Consider the following 15,732-nt stretch of genomic DNA (forward strand, 5'->3'; position numbering starts at 1 on the left):
GGTCGGACTCAGGCGTCGAGCACCCGGTCGAACTGGGTGGTGGTGTGCCGCAGGTGCGCCACCAGCTCGTCGCCGACCTTCGGCTCGGTCGCGTCCGAGGGCACGAACAGGATCGACACCTGCATGTGCGGCGGCTCCGCGAACCAGCGCTGCTTGCCCGCCCAGACGAAGGGCGAGAGGTTGCGGTTGACCGTGGCCAGACCCGCCCGGGCGACGCCCTTGGCGCGCGGCATCACACCGTGGAGCGCCTTGGGGGCCTCCAGGCCCACTCCGTGCGAGGTACCGCCGGCCACCACGACCAGCCAGCCGTCGGAGGCGGCCTTCTGCTGGCGGTAGCCGAACCGGTCGCCCTTGGCCACGCGCGTGACGTCGAGGACGGCGCCGCGGTACTCGGTGGCCTCGTGGTCGCCCAGCCACAGCCGGGTGCCGATGCGCGCCCGGAAGCGGGTCTGCGGGAACTGCTGCTGCAGCCGCGCGAGCTCCGTGGCCCGCAGGTGGCTGACGAACATGGTGTGCAGCGGCAGCCGGGCCGCGCGCAGCCGGTCCATCCAGCCGATGACCTCCTCGACGGCGTCCGAGCCGTCCGGGCGGTCCAGGGGCAGGTGCAGGGCGAAGCCCTCCAGCCGGACGTCCTCGATCGCGGCGTGCAGCTGGCCGAGGTCCTGCTCGGAGATGCCGTGGCGGCGCATCGAGCTCATGCACTCGATGACCACCCTGGCTCCCACCAGACCGCGCACCCCGTCCAGCGACGCGACCGAGCGGATGACCCGGTCCGGCAGCGGCACCGGGTCCTCGCCCCGTCGGAAGGGGGTGAGGACGAGCAGGTCGCCGCCGAACCAGTCCTTGATGCTGGAGGCCTCGTACGTCGTTCCCACGGCCAGGATGTCGGCGCCCATACGGGTCGCCTCCTCGCAGAGCCGCTCGTGACCGAAGCCGTATCCGTTGCCCTTGCAGACCGGGATCAGCCCGGGGAACTGGTCCTGGATCTGCTTCTGGTGCGCACGCCAGCGCGCGGTGTCGACGTAGAGCGTGAGCGCCATGCCCGTCCGGAACCTCTCCTGAGAAGCTGCCTGGTGCAGCGGTGCTGTCTGTGCGTGTGGGGCGGGGTGGGGCCGGTCAGCGGCGCGACATGTAGATGTCGAGCGCCTTGTGCAGCACCTTGTTGAGCGGGAAGTCCCACTCGCCGACGTACTCCACGGCCTCGCCGCCCGTACCGACCTTGAACTGGATCAGACCGAACAAGTGGTCGTTCTCGTCCAGCGTGTCAGAGATACCGCGCAGGTCGTAGACGCTTGCGCCGAGCGCGTACGAGTCGCGCAGCATCCGCCACTGCATCGCGTTCGAGGGGCGGACCTCACGCTTGTGGTTGGCGGAGGCGCCGTAGGAGTACCAGACGTGCTGGCCGACGGTGAGCATCGTGGCGGCGGCCAGCGGCTCTCCCTCGTGCGTGGCGATGTAGAGCCGCATCCGGTTGGGGTCCTCGGAGTTGAGGGCCGTCCACTGACGCTGGAAGTAGCTGAGCGGACGCGGGCGGAACTTGTCGCGCTCGGCCGTGATCTCGTACAGGTGCTGCCAGGTCGGCAGGTCGTCGTAGCCGCCCTGGACGACCTCGACACCGGCCTTCTCGGCCTTCTTGATGTTGCGGCGCCACAGCTGGTTGAAGCCCTTGAGGACATCGTCCAGCGAGCGGTTGGCCAGCGGTACCTGGAAGACGTAGCGCGGCTGGACGTCACCGAATCCGGCGCCGCCGTCCTCGGCCTGCTGCCAGCCCATGCGGCGCAGCTTGTCCGACACCTCGAAGGCGCGGGGCTCGATGACCGAGGCCTCCACGTCGCGCAGGCGCTTCACGTTCGGGTCCTGGATACCGGCCTTGATGGCGGTCGAGTTCCAGCGGCGGATGACGACGGGCGGGCCCATCTTCACGGTGAAGGCGCCCTGCTGCTTGAGGTGGGCCAGCATCGGCTGGAGCCATTCCTCCAGGTTCGGGGCGTACCAGTTGATGACCGGGCCCTCGGGCAGGTACGCGAGGTACCGCTTCACCTTGGGCAGCTGCCGGTACAACACGAGGGCGGCGCCGACCAGTTCTCCGGACTCGTCGAACCAGCCGAGATTCTCGGAACGCCACTCGTTCTTCACGTCGGCCCACGCCGGGACCTGGCAGTGGCTCGCCGAGGGCAGGCTCTGGAGGTAACCCAGATGCTGCTCTCGGCTGATGGTCCTCAGGGACAGGCTCATGCGGGGCGTCTCCTCGGCGGCTTCGCTGGCTATGGCGCGAAGCCTACTGCGACAAGGGCGCCACCCTTCTGGGGGACGGGCCGTGGGCCCGGGCCGGTGCGTGGCCGGCGCCCTGCCGCGGAGGTGTCCCGGTCTGTCCCGGGTGGCCCGCTCAGCCCCCGAAGAGGCCGCCGTGGAACATGCCGAGGTAGAAGCCGATGGCAGACGCGCCAAGGCCGATGATCAGCGCGAAGCGCTCGCGTGTCGTGACGGAGACGAACTGTCCGTACGCGCCGGTCAGGATTCCGATCAGCCCGGCCCACGAGCTGATCAGGTGCAGGTTGTGGAAGAAGGCCGTGACGAACGCCACGGCGCCGAGGGTCAGCGTGACCGCCATCAGGGTGTCCTGCAGCGGGTGGGGCTTGCCGTCGGTGGAGAGCAGGGAGATCTGAGGGGGCCGCATTGCCTGTGCCATCGGTAGGGCACCTCCTGGCTGAAGCTGGCGGTGCTGCGGGCTGCCTCCGACAAGCGGCCGAGGGTCTAGCACCGAGCACACCCGATGGATACAGATTGTGGCCCTCTTCCGGAGGATTTCAACCGGAAGGGTGCGAGCAGGTAGTCTGTACAGCTGCGCGGTGTCTGCTCTACGGACGCCGTGCTCACGCATCACGACCCTCCTGCCACGGAACGACCGTGGCCGCTGAGTCCAAAGGAGGTGGGTTCCACATGCGTCACTACGAAGTGATGGTCATCCTCGACCCCGATCTCGAGGAGCGCGCTGTCTCCCCGCTGATCGAGAACTTCCTTTCTGTCGTCCGTGAGGGCAACGGAAAGGTCGAGAAGGTCGACACCTGGGGCCGTCGTCGTCTCGCTTACGAGATCAAGAAGAAGCCTGAGGGCATCTACTCGGTCATCGACCTTCAGGCCGAGCCTGCGGTCGTCAAGGAGCTTGACCGACAGATGAACCTGAACGAGTCGGTTCTCCGGACCAAGGTCCTTCGCCCCGAGACCCACTGAACTTCGGTTCAGCGGTAATCGGGATCGAGTAGCACAGCAGCCCAGCAGCAATCCCCGCCGAGAGGTTCATCCATGGCAGGCGAGACCGTCATCACGGTCGTCGGCAATCTCGTCGACGACCCCGAGCTGCGCTTCACCCCCTCGGGTGCGGCGGTCGCGAAGTTCCGTGTCGCGTCCACTCCCCGCATCTTCGACAAGCAGACCAATGAGTGGAAGGACGGCGAAGGCCTGTTCCTGACCTGCTCGGTCTGGCGTCAGGCGGCGGAGAACGTCGCCGAGTCCCTTCAGCGGGGCATGCGCGTCATCGTGCAGGGCCGGCTGAAGCAGCGGTCGTACGAGGACCGTGAGGGTGTCAAGCGCACGGTCTACGAGCTGGACGTCGAGGAAGTCGGCCCCAGCCTGAAGACCGCCACGGCCAAGGTCGCCAAGACCACCGGTCGCGGTGGCCAGGGTGGATACGGCGGCGGCGGTCAGCAGCAGGGCGGCGGCGGTGGCAACTGGGGCGGAGCCCCCGGTGGCCAGCAGCAGCAGGGCGGCGGAGCTCCCTCCGACGACCCGTGGGCGTCCAGCGCGCCGGCCGGTGGCCAGCAGCAGGGCGGCGGCGGGGGCGGTTGGGGCGGAAGCTCCGGCGGCTCCGGCGGTGGCTACTCGGACGAGCCGCCCTTCTAGGGCAGCTCGCATCCCACTTCTTGATCACACAGGAGAGACACAATGGCGAAGCCGCCTGTGCGCAAGCCTAAGAAGAAGGTCTGCGCTTTCTGCAAGGACAAGACCGCGTACGTGGACTACAAGGACACGAACATGCTGCGGAAGTTCATTTCCGACCGCGGCAAGATCCGTGCCCGCCGCGTGACCGGCAACTGCACGCAGCACCAGCGTGACGTCGCCACGGCCGTCAAGAACAGCCGTGAGATGGCGCTGCTGCCCTACACGTCCACCGCACGATAAGGAAAGGGTGACCGACTAATGAAGATCATCCTGACCCACGAGGTTTCTGGCCTCGGTGCCGCCGGCGATGTCGTCGACGTCAAGGACGGTTACGCTCGCAACTACCTGGTCCCGCGTGGTTTCGCGATCCGCTGGACCAAGGGTGGCGAGAAGGACGTGGCGCAGATCCGCCGCGCCCGCAAGATCCACGAGATCGCGACCATCGAGCAGGCCAACGAGGTCAAGGCCAAGCTCGAGGGTGTGAAGGTCCGTCTGGCCACCCGCGCGGGTGACGCCGGTCGTCTCTTCGGTTCCGTGACCCCGGCCGACATCGCCACGGCGATCGAGTCCTCGGGTGGCCCGAAGGTCGACAAGCGCCGCGTCGAGCTCGGCTCCCCGATCAAGACCCTCGGTTCGTACCAGGTCTCCGTGCGTCTGCACGCCGACGTGGCCGCGAACGTGGGCATCGAGGTCGTCGCCGCCTAAGGGCTGCGCATGAAGGGCCGCACCCCCAGGGGTGCGGCCCTTCGTCGTTGTCGGACGCTGTTTCACGTGAAACAGCGCGGCCCGGCCCGGACGTTTCACGTGAAACACGACCGGGGGCCGTACGGGACACCCCTCAGCGGGTGGCACCCGCGATCAGCCATCGACCCGAGCCGGCGCGCAGCTGGAGCGTGATCATCCGAACCACCATCATCAGCGTCATGGCCCACCAGAGCGCCGTCAGGCCGCCTCCGAGCATCGGCACGAGCAGCGCGGCCGGGGCGAATGCGGCGAGGGTCAGGAGCATGGCCCGAGCCAGGTAGCGGCCGTCTCCGGCGCCCATCAGGACCCCGTCGAGTACGAAGACGATGCCGGAGACGGGCTGGGAGAGGGCCACGACGAGCAGAGCCGGCAGCAGGGCCGACTCGACGGCCGGATCGCTGGTGAACAACGGGATGAACACCGGGCGGGCCAGGACGACCAGAAGCCCGAGCACGACGCCCGAGGCGATCCCCCACTGCACCATGCGGCGGCAGACGGCCCTGGCGCCGTCGGTGTCGCCCGCGCCCAGGTAGCGGCCGATGATCGCCTGCCCTGCGATCGCTATGGCGTCCAAGGCGAAGGCGAGCAGGCTCCACAGGGAGAGCAGGATCTGGTGGGCGGCGATATCGGCGTCGCCGAGCCGGGCGGCCACGGCGGTGGCGATCATCAGGATCGCGCGCAGCGACAGGGTGCGGACCAGCAGCGGAGCGCCCGCCCGGGCGCAGGCCCGGATGCCCGCGAGGTCGGGGCGTAGCGAGGCATCGTGGCGCCGGGCGCCGCGGACGACCACGACGAGGTAGGCGGCGGCCATGGCGCACTGGGCGATGACCGTGCCCCAGGCGGAGCCCGCGATGCCGAGGCCCGCACCGTAGACCAGGGCGACATTCAGGCCCGCGTTGAGGGCGAAGCCGCCGATGGCGACGTAGAGCGGCGTACGGGTGTCCTGGAGGCCGCGGATGACCCCTGTGGCGGCCAGGACCATGAGCATGGCCGGGATACCGAGGGCGGAGATCCGCAGGTAGGTGACCGCGTGCGGGGCGACGGTGTCGGAGGCCCCGAAGAGCGAGACCAGGGAGGGGGTCGCGGGCAGCACCACGGCGACGACGGCCACACCCAGCAGGAGGGCGAGCCAGATGCCGTCGATCCCCTGCCGGATGGCCGCCTGGAGGTCTCCTGCGCCGACGCGGCGGGAGACGGCCGCGGTGGTGGCGTAGGCGAGGAAGACGAAGACGCTCACAGCGGTGGTGAGGACCGCGGCGGCGATGCCGAGGCCGGCCAGCTGGGGGGTGCCGAGATGTCCCACGATGGCGCTGTCGGCCATCACGAAGAGGGGCTCGGCGACGAGTGCGCCGAAGGCAGGGAGAGCGAGTGCGAAGATCTCTCGGTCATGCCGTCCCGGCCCTGCCTTGGGTGCTGCGACAGCCTGTTTCATGCGCTCAATCTAATCTTCCACAGGTAATGGATGCAACCACCTTGGGATCCTTACTGGCGCGTTGACTTGCGCGTTCCTCGCACCTCGTTGGAGGCGATCTCGGGACGGCGGCCAAGAATTTTCTCCACCGCTGGGTCCGGAGGAGGAAAGCGCAGGTCAGAGTGCGTAACGGGGTGGCGCGGGTGATTTTGTCCACAGCGTCGTCCCCCGGTCCGTACACAGCTTCCGGCGAGTTACCCACAGCATTGGCGCGGTCATCCACATGTCATCCACACACCCTGTGGATAACAAGATTGGCTGACGCCGCTCTCGGGCCTACCGTGGTTCGTTGCCCGACTCGCCGACAGCGGATTCGGGTGCCCCAAATGTCAGAGCCGTGTCGTAGAAAGAGTGACACGGCGAGGTCCGCGTTGCGGACGGGAGGAGGCGGCCCGGTGAGCATGCCCGAGCCCATGGACGACCCCTGGGCCGACAGCGGTCCGGGTGACCGTCTGCCCGCCCGTCCGCGCCGTAACAGCGAAGGCCGTGGCCGCGGGGACGAACAGCACGACCGGGGCCGTGAGGGCGGCTCCTGGGACTCCGGCGGTGGCGGCGGCTTCGAGCGTGTCCCGCCCCAGGACCTCGACGCCGAGCAGTCGGTGCTCGGCGGCATGCTGCTCTCCAAGGACGCCATCGCGGATGTCGTCGAGGTCCTCAAGGGCCACGACTTCTACCGGCCCTCGCACGAGACCATCTACCAGGCCATCCTCGACCTGTACGCCAAGGGCGAGCCGGCCGACCCGATCACCATCGGCGCCGAGCTGACCCGTCGCGGCGAGATCAGCAAGGTGGGCGGGGCCTCCTACCTGCACACCCTGGTCCAGTCCGTGCCGACCGCGGCGAACGCCGAGTACTACGCGGAGATCGTCCACGAGCGGGCCGTCCTGCGCCGCCTGGTCGCCGCCGGTACGAAGATCACGCAGATGGGTTATGCGGCCGACGGCGACGTCGACGAGATCGTCAACAGCGCCCAGGCGGAGATCTACGCCGTCACCGAGCAGCGGACCTCCGAGGACTACCTGCCGCTGGGCGACATCATGGAGGGCGCCCTCGACGAGATCGAGGCGATCGGCTCCCGAAGCGGCCAGATGTCGGGCGTTCCCACCGGCTTCACGGACCTGGACTCGCTGACCAACGGCCTGCACCCGGGACAGATGATCGTCATCGCCGCCCGTCCCGCCATGGGTAAGTCCACGCTCGCGCTGGACTTCGCCCGGGCTTGCTCGATCAAGAGCAACCTGCCGAGCGTGATCTTCTCCCTCGAAATGGGGCGCAACGAGATCGCCATGCGCCTGCTCTCGGCGGAGGCCCGGGTGGCGCTCCACCACATGCGCTCGGGAACGATGACGGACGACGACTGGACCCGCCTCGCCCGCCGGATGCCGGACGTCTCCGCCGCCCCGCTCTACATCGACGACTCCCCCAACCTCTCGATGATGGAGATCCGGGCCAAGTGCCGTCGGCTCAAGCAGCGCAACGACCTCTCGCTCGTGGTCATCGACTACCTCCAGCTGATGCAGTCGGGCGGCTCGCGTCGTCCCGAGAGCCGTCAGCAGGAGGTCTCGGACATGTCCCGAAACCTCAAGCTGCTGGCGAAGGAGCTGGAGGTCCCCGTGATCGCGCTCTCCCAGCTGAACCGTGGTCCGGAACAGCGCACCGACAAGAAGCCGATGGTCTCCGACCTGCGTGAATCGGGATCGATCGAGCAGGACGCGGACATGGTGATCCTGCTGCACCGCGAGGACGCGTACGAGAAGGAGTCCCCCCGCGCGGGCGAGGCGGACCTGATCGTGGCGAAGCACCGTAACGGCCCTACGGCCACGATCACGGTGGCCTTCCAAGGTCACTACTCACGCTTCGTGGACATGGCCAACACGTAGCATCCGATCATGGATGAGCTTGCTGAGGACCTGGAACTTCTCCCTGCCACCCGGCGTGCGCTGAGGCACCGGATCGCCGTCGCCCAGAGCGAAGGGCGGGCGCCGTCCGTGGTGGCGGCCGTCCTGCGGGGCGGGGAGGTGGTCTGGGAGGGCTCGCGGACCTCGGTCGAGGGCCACGGTCCGGACGGTGACGTGCAGTACCGGATCGGTTCGATCACCAAGACCTTCACGGCGGTCCTCGTGATGCGGCTGCGGGACGAGGGCCTGATCTCGCTCGCCGATCCGCTGGAGAAGCACCTGCCGGGAACCGGCGCGGGGCAGGTCACCGTCGCTCAACTGCTCTCCCACACCGGCGGATTGGCGGCGGAAACGCCCGGTGAGTGGTGGGAGCGCACTCCCGGCGAGCAGCGGCCCGAGCTCGGCGACGTGCTGGGGGAGGAGCCCTTCAAGCTGACGCCGGGAACCAGGCACCACTACTCCAACCCCGGTTACACCCTGCTGGGTTCGCTGGTGGAGGCGGTGCGCGGACGGTCCTGGGAAGAGTCGCTGCGGGCCGAGGTGCTGGAGCCGCTGGGGCTGGAGCGCACGAGCGGACAGCCGCAGGCCCCGCACGCGGGCGGCTGGGCGGTGCACCCCTGGGCGGACGTGATGATGCCCGAACCGCTGGAGGACCTCGGACTGATGGCCGCGGCCGGCCGGCTGTGGTCCACGACCCGGGACCTGGCGCGGTTCGCGGCCTTCCTGCTGCGCGGTGACGAGCGCGTCCTGTGCGCCGAGTCCCTACGGGAGATGCGTACGGCTGCCTCGCCCCCGGAGCCCGGTCTCGCCGAGCACGGCTACGGGCTGGGCCTGCAACTGGCGGGCGTCGGCGGGCGGGGGCTCGTGGGGCACAGCGGATCGCTGCCCGGCTTCGTCGCGGGGCTGTGGATGAGCGAGGCGGACGACGTGGCTGCGGTGGTGCTGGCGAACTGCACCTCAGGGCTTCCCGCCTCGACGGTGGCCGCGGATCTCGTGGGGATCGTGGCGGACGCCGAGCCGCGCTTCCCGCGGCCGTGGCGGCCGTTCCTGGAGTCGGACCACGTGCCGCTCGAACTGTGCGGCCCCTGGTACTGGGGGACTTCGCCCCAGGTGGTGCGCCTGACCGCGGACGGGCTGTTGGAACTGGGGCCGGTGGGCGCCAGTGGCCGCACGGCCCGCTTCCGGGCCGAGCCGGACGGCAGCTGGACCGGTCTCTTCGGCTACTACGCCGGTGAGACGCTGCGGGCGGTACGCCGTGCCGACGGCTCGGTGAGCCATCTCGACCTGGCGTCCTTCGTGTTCACCCGGGAGCCGTACGACGCCGACGCCCCGGTGCCCGGCGGGGTGGACCCGCAGGGCTGGCGGGGCATCGGCTGACGGCCGGGGCGAGCGGGTCAGGCGACGAGTTCGCGCTCCAGCGGGGTACGGAAGCGCGGGGTGATCCGGGCCTCTCCCACCCATGCGGCGAGCCGACCGGCCTCGGCGGTGATCGCCTGCTCTGCGGCCCGGCCGGGGTCGCCCAGCAGCCGCCAGACGATCTCGCCGTCGGGGCGCTGCCCCCAGCCGCCGACGATCTCGCCGTTCCACCACACGGTGGGGCCGATGTTGCCGGCGTAGTCGAACAGGGCGCTCCGGTGGGCGGGGTCGAGGTGGAAACCGCGGTCGGCCCAGCCCATGCCGGAGGGATCGAGGCCGGGCAGCAGAGCCGCCCACGGCTCCGGCGCAGGTTCGGGCCCGGTGTCCCCGGGGCTGACCAGGGCGGTGCTGCCGTCCTCCAGAGCGACCTGGTCGGGGCCCACGGCGGCAAGGGCCTTGCGGACCTCCGTGAGGGTCCAGCCGGTCCACCACTTGAGGTCGGCCTCGGTGGCGGGCCCGTACGCGTGCAGCCATCGGCGGGCGATCTCGACGCGGGCCTCGGCTGCGGGTACGGCGGGCCAGGGCTCGGTGTGGACCCAGCGGTACTGACTGGAGGTCCATGAGCCGCGGGGTCGGTCACGGCGGATCCGGCCGTCGGCGGCGAGCAGCCGGATGACCCGGGTGGCTACCCCCTGCTCCGCCTCGTACTTCTTGCCGCGGCTGATGGTGATCTTCTGGCGTAGGGCGGGTACGGCCGCGGACAACTGACTTCCGGTGGAGGGCCCGTGGGCGTCGAGGGCGGCGAGCGCGGCGGCCTCCGCCCCGGCGAGCCACGCGGCGTCGAGACCCTGTCCGTCCTCGTCGAGGTGCTTGAGGAGGGTGCGGCGCTCCTTGGCGGCGATCGCGCGGGCCGTGGAGGCGTCGACGTGCGGGGCGAGTTCGGCGGAGACCGCGAAGAGCGTCCTGCGCATGCTGAGCAGGCGCACGAGGCTTACGTCCTCGTAGAGCGCCCGCTCGATCATGTCCGGGCCACCTGCGGCGAGCCGGGCACGGGCCGAGAGGAAGACGGTCGCGGCGTCGGTGGCGTGCAGGGCGACGACGGAGTCCGCCGCCTCCGAGACGGTCGCGGCGTGGGCCGAGGGAGCCAGGCGGTGGCGCCGGCCGAGCCGGTGGCGTCGCTCGGCGGTGGTGACGAGAGGGAGGCTCATCCTCCCGATCGTAGGCCGGGCCGCCTCCGCGGCGGCCCGGCTTGCGGGGGCGTCGTTCAGAGTTGGAGCTTGAATCCGACGTGCGAGGCGGTGAAGCCGAGCCGTTCGTAGAAGCGGTGGGCATCGGTCCGGGTCACGTCCGAAGTCAGCTGCACCAGTGCGCAGTTCTCGGCACGGGACTTCTCGACGGCCCATTCGACGAACCGGGTACCGAGGCCGCTGCCGCGTTCGTCGGCGTGCACGCGGACGCCCTCGATGATGGACCGGGTGGCCCCCTTGCGGGAGAGCCCCGGGACGATCGTCAGCTGGAGGGTGCCCACGACACGATCGGCGCGGACGGCGACGACCAGATGTTGGTTCGGGTCGTCGGTGAGGCGCTTCAGGGCCGCGAAGTAGGGGGTCAGGTCGTCCGGGGACTCGCGGGTGGCGCCCAGCGGGTCGTCGGCCAGCATGGCGACGATGGCGGGCACATCGGCCTCGGTGGCCGGCCGGATGGTCAGCTCGGGAGTGTCGTTCATGATGCTTCGTCCTCTCAGCCCGCGGCCACGGTGAGCGGTGCCCACCGGCGGGTCCAGTCGCCGGGCAGGCCGGGGATGTCCCGGGTCATGACGGCGTTGAAGGCCACGGGCGCCAGGCCCCGGTCCTTGAGCCAGGCGAGAAGTTCCTCGTGCCGTACGTCCACATCGGTACGCAGCTCGCGGCCGGTACCGGCCGCGAGCGCGGTGACCAGGGATTGCGCGGTCGCGGTGTCATGGGCGATCAGTGGGCCGATGACCTGGGTGTCCATATTGGGCCAGGCCGCGGCGTAGCCGGTGAGCGTGTCGTCTTCGGAGCGGTCCTCGGCGACGACCAGCCGGTCGGCGAAGGCGGGCAGTCGGGTGATCATGTGCGTGCGGTCGGTGCCGAAGACCTCGGTGTCCAGACGCAGGATCCGGGGCAGGTCCTCGGCGGTCGCCGGCCGGACCCGGGAAGTCCCGTACGTGGCGGGGGCTCCTTCATGCCGGAAGGCGCCCTTCAGCATCTCGGCGCGGCCGGTGGTCTCGAAGCCCAGCTCCTCGTACAAGGGGCGCCCGTAGGGAGTGGCGTGCAAGGTGAGGGGGACGCCCTTGAGTACGCCGTCGCAGACGTGGGTCATCAGGCGGCGGCCCAGACCTTGGCGGGCGAATCGGTCGGCGACGAGAACCATCCCGATGGCGGCGAGCTCCGGTCCGGCATGCGATTCGCCGTAGCGGGTGACGACGCACGCGGCCGCGAGCCCCCGGCCGTCCGGGGCGTCGACGCCGTAGCCGTTTCCTGCGGTGAGGAGCAGACGCCACTTGTGTTCCTCGCGGAGCCATCCGCGATCTTCGGACAGGTCGGCGCAGCGGCGGAGATCATCCGCGGTCAGCGCCCGGATCGGTAGATCGGTGATGTGTGGTGGTGTCACCTGTCCCAGACTGGATCATGGACCGGGAGTCGTCCAGAGGGTTTGTGGGTGGATGTTTCACGTGAAACACCAGGTGCCCCGGCCCGGGGCGCCGGGCGATGTTTCACGTGAAACGCGGTGTTTCACGTGAAACGCAGCGGCTAGCCTCGTTGGCTATGACCCTCCTGCACCTCTTCGATCTCGACGGGACGCTGATGTACGGCTCGTCCTCGCCGGTCGAGATCTCCCGGCAGCTCGGGCTGAGCGCCGAGATCGCCGAACTGGAACGGGCCTTCGGCGCGCAGAAGATGAGGCCGCACCAGTTCTCGGTGGCCGCCCACGCGCTCTGGGCCGATCTGACACCCGCGCACGTACGGGCGGCGTTCGACGGGGCTCCCTGGCTCGCGGGCATCCGGGACGTGTGGCAGGAGATCCGGGAACGCGGGGACCACTGCGCGGTGATCTCCCTGTCTCCGTCGTTCTTCGTGGAGCTGCTGCTGGAGTGGGGTGCGGATGCCGCGCACGGCTCCGTCTTCCCGGAGGTTCCGTTCACCCGACCGGTGGAGGAGTCCGGGATCCTCACGCCCGAGGGCAAGGTCATGGTGGCGGACCGGCTCTGCGCGCAGTTCGGTGTGAGCCGGGACGACTGCGTCGCCTACGGGGATTCGGTGACCGACGCCTTGCTCTTCGATGTGGTGCCGGTTTCCGTGGCGGTCAATGCGCGGCCTTTCCTGGCCGAGCGGGCGACTCATGTCTACGAGGGCCGGGATCTGCGGGAGGCATACCAGCTCGTGGGGCTGACGCGCCCGGGAGTTGACGCATCTTAGGAGGAAAGTGGGTTCGAAACGCGGATTTTCCGCATTTCCCCGCAGCCCTCTGGGCCGGCCGGCACGCTGTGAAACCCGGAACCACGGATTCACAGGCCGTGGCGTGTGCAGACCGACCGAGATGCTCGAAGCGAGGCACCGCATGGACGCTCCGCCCACCAGATCGGCCAGACGCGAATCGGCCCGGATATCCGGCGAGGGCGGTGCGATCGAGCCCTCACCGGATGCCGTACTCATCCGCCGGACCCTCGCGGAGATCGCCCCCGTCGCCGACAAGGTGACCTCGTACTTCTACGCTCTGGTCTTCACCGGGCACCCTGAAGTGCGCGGTATGTTCCCCGCCGCCATGGACGTGCAGCGGGACCGCCTGCTGAAGGCGCTGCTGACCGCGGCCGAGCACATCGACAATCCAGCCGTCCTCGTCCCCTACCTACGCCGACTGGGCGCCGGGCATCGCAAGTACGGCACGATGGCCGGTCATTACCCGGCGGTCGGCGAAGCCCTCGTAGGGGCACTGGCCCGCTACGCGCACACCAGCTGGGGGCCGGAGGCACAGGCCGCCTGGGTACGCGCGTACACCGCGATCTCCCAGATCATGATCGACGCGGCGGCGGAGGAAGAGGTGAAGGCCCCGGCGTGGTGGAACGCCGAGGTGGTCTCCCACGATCTGCGGACCCCGGACATCGCGGTGCTGACGGTCCGCCCCGACCAGCCCTACGCCTTCCTCGCCGGCCAGTACACGAGCCTGGAGACCCCGTGGTGGCCGAGGGTATGGCGGCACTACTCCTTCGCCTCGGCTCCGCGCGCCGACGGACTGCTGTCCTTCCACGTCAAGGCCGTTCCGGCGGGCTGGGTCTCCAACGCGCTGGTGCGGCACGCCCGCCCGGGAGACGTCCTGCGCCTGGGACCGCCGGCCGGGTCGATGGTGGTGGACCACACCACGGACAACGGCATGCTGTGCCTGGGCGGTGGCACGGGGATCGCGCCGATCAAGGCGCTCATCGAGGACGTGGCCGAACACGGCGAGCGGCGGCCGGTCGAGGTGTTCTTCGGTGCCCGCAGCGACAGCGACCTCTACGACAAGGACACGCTGCTGGGGCTCCAGCGCTCCCACCCGTGGCTGTCGGTGCGCCCGGTGGTCGGCGACGGGCTGGCCGGACAGCTGCCGCACGCGGTGGGTGAGCACGGGCCGTGGAGCTCGTACGACGCCTTCATCTCCGGGCCGCCCGCGATGATCCGCAGCGGAGTGGACGAGCTCGTGCGGATCGGCATCCCCTGCGAGCGGATCCGGCACGACGCGGTGGAGGAACTCGCCGGCATCGCCGGCTGAGACCGGAGGCAGCCCGCCGGTCTCAGGCCGGCCTCAGCCCAGGTCGGGAGCGTGCATGGCGCGGACACCCTCGATGTTGCCGTCGAGATAGTGCCGCAGGGACAGCGGGACGAGGTGGACGGCGGCGATGCCCACCCGGCTGAAGGGCACGCGGACGATCTCGTACTCGCCCTCGGGCTCGTCGACCTCGGGGCCGTGCCGCAGGCTCGGGTCCATCGATTCGAGGCGGCAGACGAAGAAGTGCTGCACCTTCACACCGGTCACCCCTCCGTCGGCGATGTGCTCGACGGTGTCGACGAAGCAGGGCACCACATCGGTGATCTTCGCGCCGAGTTCTTCGTGGACCTCCCGGTGGAGAGCGTCGACGACGGTGGAGTCCGAGAGCTCCACTCCCCCGCCGGGGGTGAGCCAGTACGGGTCGACGCCGGGCCTGGTGCGTTTGATGAGGATCAGGTCGTCACCGTCGAGCAGGATCGCGCGGGCGGTGCGTTTGACCACGGGACGTTCGGTCATGGGAGAAGAGTGGCCCACCACTCCGCTTCTGAAACGCGCCACGGCCGGAAAAGGGTCGAGTCACCGTCGACTCACCAGTGCGTCGCGGCATCCAGCAGCCGCTCGTGCGCCCGGGCCAGGTGGGCGAGGGCCAGGCTTCCGGTCCGCGCGACCAGGAACCAGGTACGCAGCGGCGGCACCGCAGGCTCCGCCAACGCCACGATCCGACCGCTGTCCAGGGCGTCCTGGCACAGGTAGCGGGGCAGGACGGCGAGCCCGGCGCCGGCTCGTACGCATTCCAGTACGGCCCGCAGGTCCGGCACGACCACGGTGGCGGCCAGGGACCTGGCATCGGGCAGGGTGTCGAAGACGGCGGCCCAGTAGCGGGTGACGAGCGGCAGGCTCTCATGGACCTCGACCAGGGGGATGCCGTCCAGGGCGGCGCAGCCCTCCTCGCGCAGCCGGTCCATGTCGACGAGCGCCGCCCAGTAGGGCGCGGCGACCAGGACGTGCTCCTCGTCGCACAGCGCGGTGGCGGTGAAGAGCCCGCCCCGGGGGTGGGCGGTGGTGACGACGAGGTCGTGATGGCCGCCGGCGAGCCCGTTGAGGGTGGCCTCGGCATCGGTCTGCGGGGTGGCACGCAGAGTGTGCCCCTGGCCGACCAGGAGGGCGAGGGCCGGGAGTACGCGCAGGCACAGGAACTCGGGGGACCCGGCGACGTGCAGGGTGCGTAACGCACCGGCGGCCTCGCGCTCGGTCTCGGTGATCCGCAACAGGGCGTCGAGGTGCGGGGCGGCCTTGTGGGCCAGCTCGTCGCCGACGGCGGTGGGGGTGACGCCACGGGCCCGGCGGTGGAAGAGCGGGCGCCCCAACTGTCGTTCCAGAGTGCGGATCTGCGAGGTCACGGCGGGCTGCGACAGTCCGAGGAGGGCGGCCGCGCGGGTGAACGAGCCCGCCCGGTGGACGGCGACGAAGGTGCGCAGCAGGGTCAGGTCCATCGCTGCACCTTTCGGTGGGGGCCTACAACTATAAATATGTGGATAGGTCCCTGTCGTTACCGTG

Annotated in this window: 17 protein-coding genes; 8 read left to right on the top strand and 9 right to left on the bottom strand. The window is 69.9% G+C overall.

Annotated features, from left to right (window positions below; genetic code table 11):
- Positions 1 to 8: 8 nt before the first annotated feature.
- From BCL76_RS11115 to BCL76_RS11125, 3 genes are all read right to left on the bottom strand, one after another.
- Entirely contained in the window at positions 9 to 1,040 is a 1,032-nt protein-coding gene (locus tag BCL76_RS11115) for an alanine racemase (RefSeq protein WP_109779297.1), read from the bottom strand.
- A gap of 76 nt (positions 1,041 to 1,116) precedes the next feature.
- Entirely contained in the window at positions 1,117 to 2,235 is a 1,119-nt protein-coding gene (locus BCL76_RS11120; protein ID WP_030755412.1) for a lipid II:glycine glycyltransferase FemX, read from the bottom strand.
- A gap of 151 nt (positions 2,236 to 2,386) precedes the next feature.
- Complete coding sequence (locus BCL76_RS11125) at positions 2,387 to 2,689, bottom strand: hypothetical protein (RefSeq protein WP_030008388.1); 303 nt, start codon at positions 2,687 to 2,689, stop codon at positions 2,387 to 2,389.
- 251 nt (positions 2,690 to 2,940) lie between these two features.
- Here BCL76_RS11125 and rpsF point away from each other — a divergent pair, with 251 nt between their 5' ends.
- From rpsF to rplI, 4 genes are all read left to right on the top strand, one after another.
- Positions 2,941 to 3,231 (top strand): 30S ribosomal protein S6, encoded by a 291-nt coding sequence (gene rpsF, locus BCL76_RS11130; RefSeq protein WP_004950685.1) that lies wholly within the window; start codon positions 2,941 to 2,943, stop codon positions 3,229 to 3,231.
- Positions 3,232 to 3,303: 72 nt separating this feature from the next.
- Entirely contained in the window at positions 3,304 to 3,900 is a 597-nt protein-coding gene (locus BCL76_RS11135; RefSeq protein ID WP_109779298.1) for a single-stranded DNA-binding protein, read from the top strand.
- A 42-nt stretch (positions 3,901 to 3,942) separates the two neighbouring features.
- The gene (rpsR, locus tag BCL76_RS11140) at positions 3,943 to 4,179 is read left to right on the top strand and encodes a 30S ribosomal protein S18 (protein ID WP_005315025.1); all 237 of its coding nucleotides are present in this window, start codon (positions 3,943 to 3,945) and stop codon (positions 4,177 to 4,179) included.
- An 18-nt stretch (positions 4,180 to 4,197) separates the two neighbouring features.
- Entirely contained in the window at positions 4,198 to 4,644 is a 447-nt protein-coding gene (gene rplI, locus BCL76_RS11145) for a 50S ribosomal protein L9 (protein ID WP_030008386.1), read from the top strand.
- Positions 4,645 to 4,777: 133 nt separating this feature from the next.
- On the opposite strand, the gene BCL76_RS11150 is transcribed toward rplI, so the two are convergent.
- Positions 4,778 to 6,115, bottom strand: a complete 1,338-nt coding sequence (locus tag BCL76_RS11150; protein ID WP_109779299.1) for an MATE family efflux transporter — start codon at positions 6,113 to 6,115, stop codon at positions 4,778 to 4,780.
- 452 nt (positions 6,116 to 6,567) lie between these two features.
- On the opposite strand from BCL76_RS11150, the gene dnaB reads away from it, so the two are divergent.
- Both dnaB and BCL76_RS11160 read left to right on the top strand, forming a co-directional pair.
- On the top strand, positions 6,568 to 8,034 hold the full coding sequence (gene dnaB, locus BCL76_RS11155) for a replicative DNA helicase (protein WP_109779476.1): 1,467 nt from the start codon (positions 6,568 to 6,570) through the stop codon (positions 8,032 to 8,034).
- 9 nt (positions 8,035 to 8,043) lie between these two features.
- Positions 8,044 to 9,429 (top strand): serine hydrolase domain-containing protein, encoded by a 1,386-nt coding sequence (locus tag BCL76_RS11160; protein ID WP_109779300.1) that lies wholly within the window; start codon positions 8,044 to 8,046, stop codon positions 9,427 to 9,429.
- A 17-nt stretch (positions 9,430 to 9,446) separates the two neighbouring features.
- Here BCL76_RS11160 and BCL76_RS11165 read toward each other — a convergent pair whose 3' ends face one another.
- The 3 genes from BCL76_RS11165 to BCL76_RS11175 are packed head-to-tail and all read right to left on the bottom strand — an operon-like array spanning position 9,447 to position 12,042.
- Positions 9,447 to 10,616 carry a winged helix DNA-binding domain-containing protein gene (locus tag BCL76_RS11165; RefSeq protein ID WP_109779301.1) on the bottom strand — a complete coding sequence of 390 codons (1,170 nt, stop codon included), beginning with the start codon at positions 10,614 to 10,616 and terminating at the stop codon, positions 9,447 to 9,449.
- A 56-nt stretch (positions 10,617 to 10,672) separates the two neighbouring features.
- On the bottom strand, positions 10,673 to 11,134 hold the full coding sequence (locus BCL76_RS11170; protein WP_109779302.1) for a GNAT family N-acetyltransferase: 462 nt from the start codon (positions 11,132 to 11,134) through the stop codon (positions 10,673 to 10,675).
- Positions 11,135 to 11,148: 14 nt separating this feature from the next.
- Positions 11,149 to 12,042, bottom strand: coding sequence for a GNAT family N-acetyltransferase (locus BCL76_RS11175; protein ID WP_109779303.1), 894 nt, complete (start codon positions 12,040 to 12,042; stop codon positions 11,149 to 11,151).
- 155 nt (positions 12,043 to 12,197) lie between these two features.
- On the opposite strand from BCL76_RS11175, the gene BCL76_RS11180 reads away from it, so the two are divergent.
- Together BCL76_RS11180 and BCL76_RS11185 are read left to right on the top strand one after the other, a co-directional pair.
- Positions 12,198 to 12,848, top strand: a complete 651-nt coding sequence (locus BCL76_RS11180) for an HAD family hydrolase (RefSeq protein ID WP_109779304.1) — start codon at positions 12,198 to 12,200, stop codon at positions 12,846 to 12,848.
- Positions 12,849 to 12,990: 142 nt separating this feature from the next.
- Positions 12,991 to 14,178 carry a globin domain-containing protein gene (locus tag BCL76_RS11185; protein WP_258309520.1) on the top strand — a complete coding sequence of 396 codons (1,188 nt, stop codon included), beginning with the start codon at positions 12,991 to 12,993 and terminating at the stop codon, positions 14,176 to 14,178.
- Between the two features lie 33 nt (positions 14,179 to 14,211).
- Here BCL76_RS11185 and BCL76_RS11190 read toward each other — a convergent pair whose 3' ends face one another.
- Both BCL76_RS11190 and BCL76_RS11195 read right to left on the bottom strand, forming a co-directional pair.
- A complete protein-coding gene (locus BCL76_RS11190; RefSeq protein WP_109779306.1) occupies positions 14,212 to 14,691 on the bottom strand; it encodes an NUDIX domain-containing protein in 480 nt (159 codons plus the stop codon).
- Between the two features lie 71 nt (positions 14,692 to 14,762).
- Positions 14,763 to 15,668 (bottom strand): LysR family transcriptional regulator, encoded by a 906-nt coding sequence (locus tag BCL76_RS11195; RefSeq protein WP_109779307.1) that lies wholly within the window; start codon positions 15,666 to 15,668, stop codon positions 14,763 to 14,765.
- Positions 15,669 to 15,732: the final 64 nt, after the last annotated feature.

The organism is Streptomyces sp. CG 926 (assembly GCF_003148825.1).
Taxonomy (GTDB): Bacteria; Actinomycetota; Actinomycetes; order Streptomycetales; family Streptomycetaceae; genus Streptomyces.

Excerpts from the sequence above, each read along its gene's own strand:
- rpsF (WP_004950685.1), top strand. The coding sequence starts at position 2,941 with ATGCGTCACTACGAAGTGATGGTCATCCTCGACCCCGATCTCGAGGAG.
- rplI (WP_030008386.1), top strand. The coding sequence starts at position 4,198 with ATGAAGATCATCCTGACCCACGAGGTTTCTGGCCTCGGTGCCGCCGGC.
- BCL76_RS11180 (WP_109779304.1), top strand. The coding sequence starts at position 12,198 with ATGACCCTCCTGCACCTCTTCGATCTCGACGGGACGCTGATGTACGGC.
- dnaB (WP_109779476.1), top strand. The coding sequence starts at position 6,568 with ATGGACGACCCCTGGGCCGACAGCGGTCCGGGTGACCGTCTGCCCGCC.
- BCL76_RS11195 (WP_109779307.1), bottom strand. The coding sequence starts at position 15,668 with ATGGACCTGACCCTGCTGCGCACCTTCGTCGCCGTCCACCGGGCGGGC.
- BCL76_RS11160 (WP_109779300.1), top strand. The coding sequence starts at position 8,044 with ATGGATGAGCTTGCTGAGGACCTGGAACTTCTCCCTGCCACCCGGCGT.
- BCL76_RS11170 (WP_109779302.1), bottom strand. The coding sequence starts at position 11,134 with ATGAACGACACTCCCGAGCTGACCATCCGGCCGGCCACCGAGGCCGAT.
- BCL76_RS11115 (WP_109779297.1), bottom strand. The coding sequence starts at position 1,040 with ATGGCGCTCACGCTCTACGTCGACACCGCGCGCTGGCGTGCGCACCAG.
- BCL76_RS11165 (WP_109779301.1), bottom strand. The coding sequence starts at position 10,616 with ATGAGCCTCCCTCTCGTCACCACCGCCGAGCGACGCCACCGGCTCGGC.
- BCL76_RS11125 (WP_030008388.1), bottom strand. The coding sequence starts at position 2,689 with ATGGCACAGGCAATGCGGCCCCCTCAGATCTCCCTGCTCTCCACCGAC.
- rpsR (WP_005315025.1), top strand. The coding sequence starts at position 3,943 with ATGGCGAAGCCGCCTGTGCGCAAGCCTAAGAAGAAGGTCTGCGCTTTC.
- BCL76_RS11190 (WP_109779306.1), bottom strand. The coding sequence starts at position 14,691 with ATGACCGAACGTCCCGTGGTCAAACGCACCGCCCGCGCGATCCTGCTC.
- BCL76_RS11135 (WP_109779298.1), top strand. The coding sequence starts at position 3,304 with ATGGCAGGCGAGACCGTCATCACGGTCGTCGGCAATCTCGTCGACGAC.
- BCL76_RS11150 (WP_109779299.1), bottom strand. The coding sequence starts at position 6,115 with ATGAAACAGGCTGTCGCAGCACCCAAGGCAGGGCCGGGACGGCATGAC.
- BCL76_RS11185 (WP_258309520.1), top strand. The coding sequence starts at position 12,991 with ATGGACGCTCCGCCCACCAGATCGGCCAGACGCGAATCGGCCCGGATA.
- BCL76_RS11120 (WP_030755412.1), bottom strand. The coding sequence starts at position 2,235 with ATGAGCCTGTCCCTGAGGACCATCAGCCGAGAGCAGCATCTGGGTTAC.